Here is a 12,964-nt window from a genome sequence, read left to right as displayed (position 1 = left end):
TGCAATTCCTTCGTGCTTTGCGCCCGGCGTTCCGGGCCTCATCGATTATGTAATTAGTTGCCGAGGTAGTCGGCGATGTTGTCGCTGTCGACGGTATCCACCGCAACCTGAACGGTCGGCTCGACCTCTTCGGACTTAATGGCCTTGGCCATCAGCTGTACGGACTGCTTGCCTAGTTCGGCTGGGTTCTGTGCGATGGTTGCCACTAGGGTCCCGTCGCTCACGGCCTTGAAACCGTCGGCGGTCCCATCGAAGCCAACGACCTTGACTTCCTTGCCGGCCTTCGAGCCAAGCGCCTGAATTGCACCGAGGGCCATCTCATCATTCATGGCAAGCACGCCGACCGCGTCCGGGTTGGACTGCATCAGATTGCTGACCACGTCCAAGGCCTGGGCGCGATCAAAGTTGGCCGTCTGCGACGATACCACCTTGATGTCCGGGTACTCGGAGAGCCCCTTGGTAAATCCCTCGCCACGTTCATTCGTGGCCGAGGCACCCGGGGTACCCTCGAGGACAATGACCTTACCCTTACCGTTTAGCGATTCGGCCAGCGCCTTGGCCGCCTGCTCGCCACCGGCCACGTTATCGCTGGCAACGAAGGAAGCGACCTTGGTTTCTCCCACGGAACGGTCCACCGCAACAATCGGCAAGTCGGCAGCGGTGACCGGTGCCAGCCCCGCCTCGGCGGTTTCGGTATCAACGGCGTTGATAATCACACCCTGCGAACCATTGGTGGCGGCGGTGGCCAACTGATTGGCCTGCGTTGCCGAGTCGTTCTGCGCATCCACGACGGACAGCTGCAGACCCAGCGCATCTGCCTCGGCCTGAGCCCCGTCGCGCAGGTCGACGAAGAATGGGTTGTTCAGTGTGGACACCGCCAAGGTGACCGAGGATCCATCGGCGGCCGCTTCACCGCGGTTGCAGGCGGCAAGTCCGGCAACTAGTGCCACCGATAGTGACACGGCGGCCGTTTTGCGAATGATGTTTTTCATCTGGGTTCTCCTTTGAACTGGTTTTTCAGGTGCGGGTGATTGAGGGATATCAGTGGGTGACGTTCTTGCGTCGCAACACATCAAAGCCGACGGCGATCGCGATAACCGCGCCGATGACGACCTGCTGCCAAAACGCGGAAACCGAAAGAAGGTTCAGTCCGTTGCGGATCACGGCGAGTACCAGGGCGCCGATGAGTGTGCCGGAAATACGTCCCACGCCACCGGAGAGCGACGCGCCACCGATCACCACGGCGGCGATCGCGTCCAGCTCGTATCCCGATGCGAGGGTCGGCTGGGCAGAATCGAGCCGTCCGGCCAGGATCATGCCGGAAAGGGCGGCAAAAACACCGGAGATCACGAAGACGGTTACCAGAACGCGTTTCACGGGAATTCCGGAGAGTCGGGCCGCTTCGGTGTTACCACCCACGGCGAAAGCATTTTTGCCGATCACGGTGCGGTTCAGGACAAAGGCGGCGATGAGCCCGGAGAGGACAAGGATGAGAATCGGCACCGGAATGACACCGAGATCTCCGCCGAGCCAGGACACCGAGGTGCCGGTAGAAATTGGGCGTCCATCCGAAATAACGAGGGTCAAACCACGCACGACGGTGAGCATGGCTAAGGAAGCAATAAAGGTCGGTAGCTTGCCATAGGCGCTCATGGCACCGGTCACCGCGCCACACAGCGCACCCACGAAGAGGCCCACGGGAATCGATAAACCGTCGGGTAAACCGGAGGTCGTCACCCAATAGGACGACGTCATGGCCGAGAGTGCGGCCACCGAGCCCACCGACAGGTCAATGCCGGCCGCGACGATAACGAAGGTCATGCCGAATGCCATGACGGCGATGGTCGAGACCTGAATACCGATATTCATCAGGTTCGGCCCCGTGAGGAATCGTGGGGTCGCGATGAACAGGGCCAGACACAGGACGACAAGGCCAACTAGTGCGCCGTTGTTCGCCAGAAATGCCTTGATATCGAAGCCCTTGTTCGGGGCAGTAGCTACGCTGTTCATTAGTTCGCTTCCATTTCGTTCTCACGGTGCACATTGCTTACGGCCAAAGCCATGATGGAATCCTGTGTGGCCTCACGGGTTGCTAGTTCTCCGGCAATCCGTCCTTGGCTCATGACCAAGACCCGATCCGACATCCCTAGTACCTCGGGCAATTCGCTGGAGGCCATGACAACGCAGCCTCCCGATGCGGTGATTTCATTGATCAGTTCGTAGATTTCGACCTTTGCACCGACGTCGACCCCTCGGGTGGGTTCGTCCAGCAGCAAAACCTTGGCCCCAGCGGTGAACCAACGGCCAAATACGGCTTTCTGCTGGTTACCTCCCGACAGCGAACGAATACTTTGATCGATGCTGCCCATTCGGATACGTAGCCGGGCGGCCACTTGTTCGGCTCGTTCGCGTTGACCCTTGCGGTCGACCAGTCCACCCTTGGCTGTGCTGGCCATCGTTGCGTATCCGATGTTCTCAGCCACCGAAGCGTCAAGCACCAGCCCTTGGGTTTTGCGGTCTTCGGGCACATGTCCGATCCCGGCGCGGGTCGCGGCAGCCACGTCAAAACTGGGCAGTTTCTTCCCGGCGACGGTGACCGTGCCTCGGGCGTATTTATCGGCCCCGGCAATGGCACGAATCAATTCGGTCCGCCCGGCGCCCATCAGGCCCGCCAGTGCCACGACTTCACCGGGGCGCACGGAGAACGAAATGTCCTGGAGCATGCCCTGCGACAGGCCTTGCACCGTCAAGAGCGGGCTCTTACCTAGTTGTTGCACGATGCGTGGGAACTGGGCATCAATGTCCCGGCCCACCATCAGTCGCACCAGTTCGTTCTCGGGTGTGTTAGCCGGGACCGTGGCGATAAATTTGCCGTCGCGCAAGACGTTGACCTCGTCGCCGATCTCAGCAATTTCGTCCAGGTGGTGGCTGATGAAGACCATCCCCACCCCTTGGCTCTTCAGGTGCCGGACGACGTTAAACAGGTGGGCGATCTCGGTTGTGGTCAGCGCCGCCGTAGGTTCATCCAGAATCAGCACGCGTGCCTCAAGCGAGAGGGCCTTCGCAATTTCAACGAGCTGTTGCTGCGCCAGGCCTAGGTCGCCAACCCGGGTGTTGACATCGAGATTGAGCCCCAATTTGTCCAGTGCATCCCGGGCGATCTGCCGCATGGCGCGGCGGTTGATAACACCGAACCGGCGCGGAACGCGCCCTAGGGTGATGTTTTCGGCGATGGTCATTGAGGGCACCAGGTTCAATTCCTGGTGGATCGTGGCGATACCCAGCTTTTCGGAGGCCTTCGTATCCGCAATGGACACCTCGGCACCGTCCAACAGGATGCGACCGGAATCAGGCTGGTGGACCCCGGCGACCATCTTAATCAGGGTGGACTTACCCGCCCCGTTTTCACCCAGGAGCACAGCCACCTTGCCGGCATGCACTTCGACCGTGACATCATCGATGACCTTCACCGGGCCGAAGGACTTACTGACCTTCTCCAGGACTAGTAGTGCCTCACTACTCATGGATGTGTTCCTTCCGTCGTCATCGACTTTTCGGGGCGGGCCGGGGCGAGTGATTCACGGGGTGTAAATCGGCTTGTGAACTCCTCGACCTCAGGGTTCTGCCCGGCCGTAACGGCTTCGAGTGCGTCTACCGCCGCTCGGCCCATCTGGGAGAGGTCGTGGCTGATGGTGGCGATGGGCGGATCATGCATCAGCAAGGCATCGACCTCATCGAAGGTCACCACCGAGAGTTCGGCTCCAACCCGTACCCCGCGTTCGCGCCAGATGGTGAGCGCACCCATGGCCATGGGTGCATCGGCGATCACCACAGCGGTTGGCTGGTCGGGGTGGGCCATGAGCCAGCGGGCACCTTCGGCGCCGGAGGCCGGTTTGAAGTCACCGGTGAAATGCAGCCCAGGGTTGATAGTGAGGCCGTTAGCGATCAGCGCCTGGTCGAAGGCGGCGCGACGTTCGCGCGCGGTCGAAGCATGCGCCGGTCCCCCAATGAAGGCGATCCGCTCGTGCCCAAGGCGTTTGAGTTCGGTGACGGCTTCCTCCATGGCCCGGGCGCTGGAGGCCGTGACCGACGGAACGTTGACGCCTTTGAGCGTGCGGTCGACGAACACTAAGGGGGTACCCGAGGCTATGAGCCGTTGCATCATGGCGCTGGGTCGGTCGGCGTCTTCTCCAAGGCCCTGCGGGACGATGATCATTCCATCGACCCGCCGCGAGAGCATGGCGGCTAGGAAGTCATCCTGTTGTGCCGAATCCTCATTGGCGTTGCCAATGAACGTCATCATGCCCGCGGCATGAGCCTGTTGTTCCACGGCATGGGCCAGATCGGAAAAGTAAGGGTTGCGCACATCCGAGATCAGTAAGGCGATCGTGTCGGTTTTCGTCGAACGGAGCGAGCGGGCCTGCGCGTTGGGGAAGAATCCGAGACTGCGCGCGGCGGCTTCAACCTTGGCCCGTGAGTCGGGCGAGGTCGCGGGGTGGCCGGACAAGACGCGCGAGGCCGTCGCGGAAGACACTCCCGCGGCCTTAGCCACGTCTTTAATCGTGACGGTATGCATCGTCGCTCAGCCCCTTTGCTCGCATGTAATCGATTCCATGGAATCGATTACATAGTGTTCCCGAGGATGGCATAGATGTCAATAGTCACAACTACACGTGTCACACGCCGCGCAGAGACAAGCCGCTCGGTGCCCTGATTCCGAACAGTCATCACGGCGAATGATCGCTTGGGGCAGGTTGGCGCAGCGACCGCCGCGCCAGACGGTTAAGCACGAGCTCTGCGCTTAAATCCCACCAACAGAACTCGTGCCACCTAAATATTCTTTGAACCGCTGCTCCCGCACCCCGCGCGGCCTCCCGGGGCGGATCTGAGTCAACCTGCGCTGCTTGGCGTGCGGCGCGCTGCACCGTGACTCAGCAATTATTGAAGAGGCCACACCAGATATTTCGGAACGCGGGATCGGCAACATCGCCAGCAACATGCGTGCTCGATACCGAGATCTGCTCCATGGCTTCGGCTTCCACGCTTGGGGAAGCCGCCGGCATGGCAACACCGGCCAGAGCCGAGAAACTAAGAGAAATTGCTGCGACTGATTTCAACATTGGCGATCCAATTCCTTTGCGCTTTTTGTCTTTTCAACTTCCAACAAGTTCAGAATGTCGCATCGTTGGATCAATACTTCTGTACTTAAGTTCAATTCGTCTTTGATCAAAAGTGCAGAAATACTCTCTCGATAAGTTGCTAGAGCTACCGAACCTGACCCTATGATGTGGAAGTGAGCGATCGAGGAACCCGCTGGATCAACCAAATCCGCCCCGTACCCGGCGGTGCCTTCTTTAAGGCATTCATCGTCGTGCTGTTCCTGTTCTTTTTCATCAGCGATCTCTTTCTCGGAACCGTCAACCTGGGTACGGCCCGCGGGTGGGTGGAACTCTTCCTGCCCTATCTCCCATTGCTCTTGCTCATCGCTGGCACACTGCCCGGAATTATTTCGTGGCTGCTTGTATTCCTGGTGATCATTGGCATGGGCGCAACGATGTCGGTGCTTGCGGCTTTCGCAGTCGCTACGTTGATCGTGTCGGCCATCGCGACAGCCACGTTGCCCAGGGCGGCGGGGGCTTTTTACACCGGGCTGACCTTTGCCTTGTTTTTGGTCTGCACACTCACTGCTCCAGACACTGCCCCGATGGTCGCCCTGCTCGCACTGCTGACGGTGTTAGCCGTTGCGGCAGGATTCGGGCTAGGTGCTTTCTGGACCAAGGCCGAACGTAGCGAACAACGCGTGAGCGAGCTTCGTGAGGCTCAACTGAAGGTGCGTGAACAAGAGCGCACGCTCTTGGCCCACGAATTGCATGACATCGTCGCCCACGAAGTGACCATCATCGCCATGCAGGCCCGTCGTGCAGAATTCACGAACGACCCGGAGAAAACCTCGCGAATCCTCTCGGAGATCGGGGATGCCGCGTCGCAAACACTGCAAGATCTCCGTAGCCTCGTGCTCCTGCTCAAGGAGCACGAATCCGATAAGCAACACGACATTCTCGACAGCACCGACGAGGAACAGCGCTTCACTCCCTCCGGCGAAACAACTAATGCCACCGCGTTGGTCCACGATGTCCGCCACGTCGCGGACGCCATCGAACGTTCCGGTTATCAGGTATTACTGGAAATCGAGGGGCCGGTTTCCGTGCTTGCCACCAGCCTGTGTCAGGTATTGCGCCGCACGGTGCGAGAGATCGGCACCAATGTGCTCAAATACGCCGACCCTGCAGAGCAGGTCTCGCTCCGGCTGACGGTACGTGGCGGGCAAGTCACCTTGAGTTCGCGCAACGCCGTGTCGAAAGAACGTCGACTGACCTCCTCGGGCACCGGGCTGGAGGCCATGCGCACCCGATGCAAGGTCTTCGGCGGCACCCTCAACACGCACACTGAGGACGGTTTTTGGTCGGTAGCCATCACCCTGCCGTTCAAGGATCAATCACTCGACCCAGCCAATCAAGGAGCTATTTCATGACCCGTGTTTTGCTCGTAGATGATGAACCGATGACCCGAGAAATCCTCAAGGACTACCTCGGTTCCGACCCCAGTATTGAAGTGGTGGGCGAGGCCGCCGATGGGCTTGCCGCAGCAAAACAGGCAACAGCCTTGAGCCCCGATGTCATTTTGATGGATATGCAGATGCCGCGGGCCGACGGTGTACAGGCGACGGCCGCCATCCACACCCGTCACCCCGAGATTCGCATTCTCGGACTCACCACTTTTGCCACGGACCGTTATGTGGTCGATCTGCTCCGTGCCGGTGCCTCCGGATACCTTGTGAAGGACACCAAACCGCAGGAAATTATCGCGGCGGTGCACGCGGTGGCCAACGGCGATTCGGTGCTCTCCCCCGAGGTGACGCGATTTGTGGTGAAGGGCCTGGAGGAGTCTGTGCCTTCGCATGTCCAGCCCGATGAGCAGCTACTGGCCGCGCTCAGCGATAAAGAGCTCGAGGTCATCCAACTATTGGCGCGCGGCAAAAACAACCGCGAGATGAGCCAGGAATTATTCGTCACGGAATCTACGATCAAGGCCCGTTTCGTGAAAATCATGGAAAAGCTCGGCGTCCGTGACCGGGTACAGATCTTGGTGCTCGCCGCTCAAAACGGATTGGTAGATCTCGGCAAGAACCCAAGTTCGCTAGCCTAGGCACGCTCGCGCCGACCATTACCGTTCGGGGTACCCCAGCACTTCGCGGATCGGTCTGCCCAGTTGCCCGAGCGCCTGAGCTAGCTCGGCTCCGCTGACATTTCGTACCAATGCGGGATCCTGTATTAGCTCACCTCCCCAACCCATCGCCGCGTATTCCGCCAGAGTGCCAACCAGCGACGTGGGCGAGAGCCATGCACGACAGAGATTGGCGTAGGCGAAACGCAAGATATGCTCGGGCGCGGCCTGTGCGCGCTGAGCCATCACCGTAAGAACTTCGAGCACGAGGTCGAGGGCCTGCAAACTCGATTCGGCTCGAGTGATCACCGTCCACTCGATACTCGGTGAGCCCTGCTGCGTTCGCCGTGACAACGCCACCTGCGACGGGTCGCCGGCCGCTTTGAGAGCTGCCTGCACATCCGGTGCTCCCGCAGCCATGACCGCACAGAGCGCGGCAAAGGTAGCCGCAGATCCGATAGTGCCTGCCGGGTCAGCTCCGGTAATCGTGCTTTGCTCATATCCGGCCTCTCTGCGCTGGGACAGCATGCTACGAGTAGGCTCCGGTAGTGGAAGGGCTACACCGGGAAATTGCTCGGCCAGCTCGGACACCGCCTCGATGCTTGCGGCCGCACCGGCTTGGGCCAGCACCACCGGCACCGTCGAAGGCAATGCATTCAACACCGGGTATAGGGCCTCGATGGACCAACGTTGCGCCTGAGCATTGGGCACGACCAACTGGAACCGATGTATCTGAGCACCCGGGCTCCACTGGTGCTCTACGATCCATGGTTCAACCGCGTCGGATTGCACCACTGAGGTGAGCTGTTCCTGCAATCGGGCCGGGCTCCATCCTTGGTCGCTGGCTGATTCGGCCGAAATCGCCAGTGACAGGGCGGCGTAATCGCCACGGTCATCTTGCACAGATAAATGTTCTCGGGTGCTCGGTATTGCGTTCACGGGTCCACCTTTCATGACGCAAAACGGATGGTGAGCGTGGCCATGGGCTGGCCCGCCAGTCGCTGGCACGATTCGTCGATCAGAGTCTTCGAACGCTGGATGTCCTGACGCAAGCCGCCCAGCTGGGCACTCAGGTGCAGGGTGAATTCCGGGCAATCGCGCAACACCAGATCGCGGGCGACGGTACGAACCAGGCGTTCGTCGTCGACGACGAACTTTTGGGCACGATAGTGAGCTCGGCGCACCGCCTGCTGCACTTTCTCTTCCTTGGCCGTACTCACCGCCCGCAGCCGCTCGGCTGGATCAAGAGTGAAATTCGTGTCATCGATCAGGACAAAAAGATCCGGCAACGTGCTGTCTCCGAGTCCGAAAATACCCGCCGCAGCATCGATTCCTGGCTGGCCGGCCAAGAGCTCGGCGGTGAGCGTATCGCCAAGGAACGCATCGGTTACCGTACGCGCCGGCGCGGCCTGTGTCACCGCAATCAGCCGGTGCCGGTCACCGTGCCCGTGCTGATCGTGTGGAGGGTTAGGCGCGGCACGCGGCGTACGAAGTGGCTCAGACTCGGTGTCCTGGGCAGTCACCGTCACCTCGGCCATCACGTCGGCCAACTCAACAACGGTCTCCAGCGGATCACGGGGCGTCAGGGCAACCAGAACGCAGTGTTCGGGGCGGTAGTACCGCCGATGGATACGTCGAAGTTGCTCCGCATGGACCCGCCCACGCAGGTCGGTGTCTCCGCTGCCGTCATGTCCGGAGCCGTAGTCGCTCCAGTACAGGCCGGTCAGGTGTGGCCAGGGTAGCCGCTGCCCAGGAACGCCGTGCAGGCGATGGGCGCGTTCGGCCGCAACTGCCTGAATCTGCTCCTCGATCTGGTTTTCGCTTAAACGCGGGTAGAAGACCTGCTCAATGAGACGTCGCGCCACCGGTGTGGCGGAGCCGACCGGTCCGGTTTCGTAGAATTCGGTGTAGTCCATATGCGTGTTACCGCCCAAGGTGCCACCGGCCGCGGCGACGGTGCGTTGGCGTTCAAGGCCGCCGATCTGTGCGCTGTCTTGATAGACCAGGTGTTCGATCAGGTGCATGGTGCCGTGCTCCATCGCCTGTTCATGCCGCATCCCGGCCGGTACGGTCAACGACAGACTGAGATTCTTGGCGCGCGGATCGGAAATCGCCAACACGCGGGCCCCCGAAGGCAGAGTGCATTGTTTGGCCTCGAGCCCGCGGAGCGTCAGGTTATCGATAGTTGGTGCGCAGCTCATAACCGCTCCTCCTGCTGTGGGTGATCAAGATAGTTCAGGGCTTCGGTGATCAGTAGTTGTGCGTGCGGTAGCGCAGCACCGGCGTAGTGGTGCCAATCGAAGGCGTGCTGAATTAGGCGATAGGAGATGCCGGTGCGCAGAAGTTGGGGGTCTAGATCCGCTCCGTAACCCTGTGCGATGCCGCTGCGCAGCCGGTACAGCGCCGGTCGCCGGGAAGGGTAGAAGGCCGCTAGTTCGGCTAGTTCTCCGTAGATCCAGGCGAGGTCGTAAGCCGGGTGTGCCAAACCGGTGTCTTCCCCGGTGAGCAGGGCACCGGCGGTTGCTTCCTCGTTCAGCGTCCAGTGCGCCATCCCTGGGCTACCGTGGACGAAGATCGTCTCCGGGGCGTGCGGACCAATGTGCTGTGCCCAGCGTTCAAGCTGGGTTGCACGGCGAGCGCCAACTACATCGATCATCGGCCGCCACCGGCCGGTGATCCAGCGCTCGGCCCGTAGCAGGGTCCGTGGGGCCTGCCCTTCGAGGCCGGATAGTTCCTGCTCATGCACCGCGCGCACGGCCTGACCCCAGAGCCATCCGATTCTTTCCAGCGTGGCGGGCCGCGCCGCCGGCAGGATCTCGGTCAGGCCCTGGGTGGTACAGGTCCTATAGGACCGCTCGGTGGTGCTTCCGTGCCCCCAGCACACACCGTCGCGGTCGATCCGTTGCATGGGTAGCTCGACGAAATCTCGCGGAGCGTCCGTCCCCAGACGGTGGATCCACCGTGCGCCGGCCTCTTCTTGGGTGACCACGGTTTCGAGCAGTCCGGTGCGCGCTGTGCGCAGCACCTGTTCCGCCGGTGCACAAGGCATCATGCGCTACGTTCCTCGCTCACTTGTTGGTGAGTGGTTCGGTGCTCTTCGAGTCGCCGCAGCACGTCGGGAAGTAGCGGTGGGATCCAGGCTAGCGCGGTGTCACTGGATTCGCTGGGGCCGGGCACCGGATCGATGACAATAAAGTTCTTTGGTTTCCGAAGCCGTTCGAAGACCTCGCGAACCAGTGGGTTATCCCAGGAGCGCGGCGGCAAGGACGGGGCGATGCAGACCACCGCTTCGGTGGAGAGCGCGGCAAGTAGCGACGGGGATTCGGTGACACAGTGGGAAAGTTTGGCGGAATAGTCCAGCGTGGCCGGGTAGATGATGATCAGTTCGGCCCACTCGGCCAATTCGATGTGACTGGCAATGATCTCGTCTTCCCAGCAGTCGTCTTGGACGTGTGCGCGTAGCCGCGATTCAAGGTTGTGCCGTGTGGTGAAGCGATAGGCGGTTTCGCGGACGATAACCCGGAATTCCGTGTCCGGTGCCGCTGCTCGGGCCCACTCGATCCAGTACGGCATCGCCTGCGTCATGGCCGAACCGGTCAACACCAGCGCAACGCGTGAGTACCCGAAGCTTTCGAGACTTACAGCCGAGATCGTAGCCCGGGTGGAGTTCTTGGTGTGGCTCATGGCCTTGCCCTTCTGCAGCGGTTCGTTGTGTGTGGTGTGAGTGCCTGAGCGGGCACCGGTGCTGACCGGCGCCCGCTGAGACTTTCGGTGTGGCTAGCAGCCCACGGTGAGGGTGGCCCCGATGACTACGCCAGCGCAGAACGGGCTGGTCGCCGGTGCCTCGGTGGCGGCCTCGCCGCCGATCTCGGCTGCGGTGGTGAATGTGTCGTGGCCGGCAGCGAGTTCGGAGAGGCTGGCGGCGGTGGCTGGAGTGTTGGTGGTCATGGTGGGTTTTCCCTTCGGTTGTTCCTGTTACTGAATGCACCTAGAAGCGTGATCGCATGGGTGCGAGGTGAATGATGTGGTGTTCGTGCAGGTGCTTAGCAACCGGCGCCGAGGGTTGCCCCGACGATGACGCCGACGCAGAAGGGGCTGGTGGCTGGCGATTCGGTGGCGGCCTCGCCGCCGATTTCGTCCGCGGTGGTGTAGGTGTCGTGGCCGGCAGCCAGGTCGGAAAGGCCAGCGGCGGTGATCTGGGTGTTGTTCATCTGTGATTCCTTTGGTTAGTTGTGTTGCGTGAGAATGCACCTAAATACGTTGTCGTGCCGGTGCGAGGTGATGGATGTGGTGAAGGGAGTGCCTAGCAGCCCACGGTGAGGGTGGCGCCGATGACCACTCCGGCACAGAACGGGCTGGTGGCTGGTGCCTCGGTGGCGGCCTCGCCGCCAATCTCGGCTGCGGTGGTGTAGGTGTCGTGGCCGGCGGCCAGCTCGGAGAGGCCGGCACTTGGGTTCTGGATGTTGTTCATCTGTGATTCCTTTGGTTGTGTGTTGCGGTGCACCGTCGGTGTGGTGCGAGGTGATGTGTGTGTTGTGGTGTTGTTCTAGCAGCCGGCGCCGAGGGTGGCGCCGACGATGATGCCGACACACAGCGGGCTGGTGGCTGGTGCCTCGGTGGCGGCGTCTGCACCGATCTCGGCGGCGCTGGTGAAGGCGTCGTGGCCGGCAGCCAGGTCGTTCAGGCCCTGCACGTTGGATTCGTTGAGGTTAATGGCGGTCATGGTGTTCCTTTCGTTGTGGCCGGTGCTCCGGCCGGTGGGTGGGTTTCCCCAGCGTCGCTGGGAAATCTGTGGCGGACGCTATCGGTTCAGGTTGCGTCCGGGATTATCGGGGTCGATTCGAGCCTGATTGGCGGCTTGTTGCCATGCGTCGCGTAGCGTGGTTCCGCTGCGGGCCGAGCTCAGGAGCGCTTCGGCCAGGACTCGTGATCGGTGTTGTCCGAAGCTCAGTCCCCGGTAGGCAGGGCGCGGGTCGGCCGGTTCCTGCGCGGTGGCAAGTTGGCCGCCCAGCGCCTCGGTAAATATCGAGGTGGGTGTCGTCGCGCGGTGCGGCGCGGCGAGAGCTTCCTCGCAGATCAGGTGCACGGCGTTCACGTCGGTCCGCGGGAGGTAGAGGACGATGGCGTCCGATCGCGGGTGGCTGGCCGCGGTGGAAAGTGCCTTGGCCTGGTACCCGCAACCGGTGGCATTTAGCGCCCGGAGCAGCGGGCCCCAATACCGCACGGTGTCCGACGCCGAGCTTGAGGAAATGTAAATCCGGCTGATCTCCCCCGGGCCGGGTCCGTGCTCGCCAAGCGCCAGAACGTAGCCCGGTGTGGTGTTAGTGCGGTAACTAGGAAAGTACGCCCCGGTGATCGTTCCTTGTGCATCACGGACCAGACGTTCGGGGTGGATCAGGACCTTGAGTCCGGCCACGTCTACCGGGGTCGGTGAGCCAGTCTCCGCTAGCTGCGGGCCTAGTGCAGCCACCGGCTGGTACACCTGACGGTGCGGGATCTCTGCGATGAGGCGTTCGACGAACTCGGGTTCGCCGGTAGGTGGTGTTTGCGCAGCGGTCTCCGAATGCCTGATGTGCAGGTTTCGGTAGATGGCCGCCGACAACTCGGCTCGTAGTTCCGCCTCGCTGCCGGCCTGAATCCGTTCGGTACCAACCGTGGCAGCGGTACCGTTCTCCGCGACCGAAAGCTCGATGTCGTCGAGTACAACAAGGAAGTTCTGGGTGAGGCAGATGCTACTCAT

Annotated in this window: 16 protein-coding genes; 2 read left to right on the top strand and 14 right to left on the bottom strand. The window is 61.4% G+C overall.

Features of this window, described 5'->3' with window-relative positions; translation table 11 throughout:
• Window positions 1-53 precede the first annotated feature (53 nt).
• The 5 genes from ACJD00_RS03880 to ACJD00_RS03860 all read right to left on the bottom strand — a co-directional run bounded on the left by ACJD00_RS03880 (window position 54) and on the right by ACJD00_RS03860 (window position 5,120).
• Window positions 54-992 (bottom strand): substrate-binding domain-containing protein, encoded by a 939-nt coding sequence (locus ACJD00_RS03880; protein WP_418908572.1) that lies wholly within the window; start codon window positions 990-992, stop codon window positions 54-56.
• Window positions 993-1,041: 49 nt separating this feature from the next.
• Window positions 1,042-2,010, bottom strand: coding sequence for an ABC transporter permease (locus ACJD00_RS03875; RefSeq protein ID WP_418908571.1), 969 nt, complete (start codon window positions 2,008-2,010; stop codon window positions 1,042-1,044).
• On the bottom strand, window positions 2,010-3,524 hold the full coding sequence (locus ACJD00_RS03870) for a sugar ABC transporter ATP-binding protein (protein WP_418908570.1): 1,515 nt from the start codon (window positions 3,522-3,524) through the stop codon (window positions 2,010-2,012). The genes ACJD00_RS03875 and ACJD00_RS03870 overlap by 1 nt, the downstream gene beginning before the upstream one ends.
• Complete coding sequence (locus tag ACJD00_RS03865) at window positions 3,521-4,576, bottom strand: LacI family DNA-binding transcriptional regulator (RefSeq protein ID WP_418908569.1); 1,056 nt, start codon at window positions 4,574-4,576, stop codon at window positions 3,521-3,523. The genes ACJD00_RS03870 and ACJD00_RS03865 overlap by 4 nt, the downstream gene beginning before the upstream one ends.
• A gap of 355 nt (window positions 4,577-4,931) precedes the next feature.
• On the bottom strand, window positions 4,932-5,120 hold the full coding sequence (locus ACJD00_RS03860; RefSeq protein WP_418908568.1) for a hypothetical protein: 189 nt from the start codon (window positions 5,118-5,120) through the stop codon (window positions 4,932-4,934).
• Window positions 5,121-5,293: 173 nt separating this feature from the next.
• Here ACJD00_RS03860 and ACJD00_RS03855 point away from each other — a divergent pair, with 173 nt between their 5' ends.
• Both ACJD00_RS03855 and ACJD00_RS03850 read left to right on the top strand, forming a co-directional pair.
• Window positions 5,294-6,532, top strand: a complete 1,239-nt coding sequence (locus tag ACJD00_RS03855; RefSeq protein WP_418908567.1) for a sensor histidine kinase — start codon at window positions 5,294-5,296, stop codon at window positions 6,530-6,532.
• A complete protein-coding gene (locus ACJD00_RS03850; RefSeq protein WP_418908566.1) occupies window positions 6,529-7,206 on the top strand; it encodes a response regulator in 678 nt (225 codons plus the stop codon). Before ACJD00_RS03855 ends, ACJD00_RS03850 begins: the two co-directional genes overlap by 4 nt.
• 18 nt (window positions 7,207-7,224) lie before the next feature.
• On the opposite strand, the gene ACJD00_RS03845 is transcribed toward ACJD00_RS03850, so the two are convergent.
• From ACJD00_RS03845 to ACJD00_RS03805, 9 genes are all read right to left on the bottom strand, one after another.
• The gene (locus ACJD00_RS03845; RefSeq protein WP_418908565.1) at window positions 7,225-8,163 is read right to left on the bottom strand and encodes a hypothetical protein; all 939 of its coding nucleotides are present in this window, start codon (window positions 8,161-8,163) and stop codon (window positions 7,225-7,227) included.
• A gap of 11 nt (window positions 8,164-8,174) precedes the next feature.
• On the bottom strand, window positions 8,175-9,425 hold the full coding sequence (locus tag ACJD00_RS03840; protein WP_418908564.1) for a M16 family metallopeptidase: 1,251 nt from the start codon (window positions 9,423-9,425) through the stop codon (window positions 8,175-8,177).
• On the bottom strand, window positions 9,422-10,276 hold the full coding sequence (locus tag ACJD00_RS03835) for a hypothetical protein (RefSeq protein ID WP_418908563.1): 855 nt from the start codon (window positions 10,274-10,276) through the stop codon (window positions 9,422-9,424). The genes ACJD00_RS03840 and ACJD00_RS03835 overlap by 4 nt, the downstream gene beginning before the upstream one ends.
• A complete protein-coding gene (locus ACJD00_RS03830) occupies window positions 10,273-10,908 on the bottom strand; it encodes a flavoprotein (protein ID WP_418908562.1) in 636 nt (211 codons plus the stop codon). The genes ACJD00_RS03835 and ACJD00_RS03830 overlap by 4 nt, the downstream gene beginning before the upstream one ends.
• 93 nt (window positions 10,909-11,001) lie before the next feature.
• On the bottom strand, window positions 11,002-11,172 hold the full coding sequence (locus tag ACJD00_RS03825) for an LxmA leader domain family RiPP (RefSeq protein ID WP_418908561.1): 171 nt from the start codon (window positions 11,170-11,172) through the stop codon (window positions 11,002-11,004).
• A 95-nt stretch (window positions 11,173-11,267) separates the two neighbouring features.
• Window positions 11,268-11,435 carry an LxmA leader domain family RiPP gene (locus tag ACJD00_RS03820; protein ID WP_418908560.1) on the bottom strand — a complete coding sequence of 56 codons (168 nt, stop codon included), beginning with the start codon at window positions 11,433-11,435 and terminating at the stop codon, window positions 11,268-11,270.
• Between the two features lie 92 nt (window positions 11,436-11,527).
• Window positions 11,528-11,695 (bottom strand): LxmA leader domain family RiPP, encoded by a 168-nt coding sequence (locus ACJD00_RS03815; protein WP_309408501.1) that lies wholly within the window; start codon window positions 11,693-11,695, stop codon window positions 11,528-11,530.
• Between the two features lie 75 nt (window positions 11,696-11,770).
• Entirely contained in the window at window positions 11,771-11,947 is a 177-nt protein-coding gene (locus tag ACJD00_RS03810; RefSeq protein ID WP_309408503.1) for an LxmA leader domain family RiPP, read from the bottom strand.
• Window positions 11,948-12,025: 78 nt separating this feature from the next.
• Complete coding sequence (locus ACJD00_RS03805; RefSeq protein WP_418908559.1) at window positions 12,026-12,964, bottom strand: T3SS effector HopA1 family protein; 939 nt, start codon at window positions 12,962-12,964, stop codon at window positions 12,026-12,028.

Source organism: Glutamicibacter endophyticus (genome assembly GCF_048457885.1).
Lineage (GTDB): Bacteria > Actinomycetota > Actinomycetes > Actinomycetales > Micrococcaceae > Glutamicibacter > Glutamicibacter endophyticus.
This window is presented reverse-complemented; position numbering and strand designations above follow the sequence as displayed.

Coding starts and splice junctions, on each gene's coding strand:
- ACJD00_RS03805 (WP_418908559.1), bottom strand. CDS start 12,964: ATGAGTAGCATCTGCCTCACCCAGAACTTCCTTGTTGTACTCGACGAC.
- ACJD00_RS03830 (WP_418908562.1), bottom strand. CDS start 10,908: ATGAGCCACACCAAGAACTCCACCCGGGCTACGATCTCGGCTGTAAGT.
- ACJD00_RS03815 (WP_309408501.1), bottom strand. CDS start 11,695: ATGAACAACATCCAGAACCCAAGTGCCGGCCTCTCCGAGCTGGCCGCC.
- ACJD00_RS03820 (WP_418908560.1), bottom strand. CDS start 11,435: ATGAACAACACCCAGATCACCGCCGCTGGCCTTTCCGACCTGGCTGCC.
- ACJD00_RS03870 (WP_418908570.1), bottom strand. CDS start 3,524: ATGAGTAGTGAGGCACTACTAGTCCTGGAGAAGGTCAGTAAGTCCTTC.
- ACJD00_RS03840 (WP_418908564.1), bottom strand. CDS start 9,425: ATGAGCTGCGCACCAACTATCGATAACCTGACGCTCCGCGGGCTCGAG.
- ACJD00_RS03810 (WP_309408503.1), bottom strand. CDS start 11,947: ATGACCGCCATTAACCTCAACGAATCCAACGTGCAGGGCCTGAACGAC.
- ACJD00_RS03825 (WP_418908561.1), bottom strand. CDS start 11,172: ATGACCACCAACACTCCAGCCACCGCCGCCAGCCTCTCCGAACTCGCT.
- ACJD00_RS03880 (WP_418908572.1), bottom strand. CDS start 992: ATGAAAAACATCATTCGCAAAACGGCCGCCGTGTCACTATCGGTGGCA.
- ACJD00_RS03865 (WP_418908569.1), bottom strand. CDS start 4,576: ATGCATACCGTCACGATTAAAGACGTGGCTAAGGCCGCGGGAGTGTCT.
- ACJD00_RS03860 (WP_418908568.1), bottom strand. CDS start 5,120: ATGTTGAAATCAGTCGCAGCAATTTCTCTTAGTTTCTCGGCTCTGGCC.
- ACJD00_RS03835 (WP_418908563.1), bottom strand. CDS start 10,276: ATGATGCCTTGTGCACCGGCGGAACAGGTGCTGCGCACAGCGCGCACC.
- ACJD00_RS03850 (WP_418908566.1), top strand. CDS start 6,529: ATGACCCGTGTTTTGCTCGTAGATGATGAACCGATGACCCGAGAAATC.
- ACJD00_RS03875 (WP_418908571.1), bottom strand. CDS start 2,010: ATGAACAGCGTAGCTACTGCCCCGAACAAGGGCTTCGATATCAAGGCA.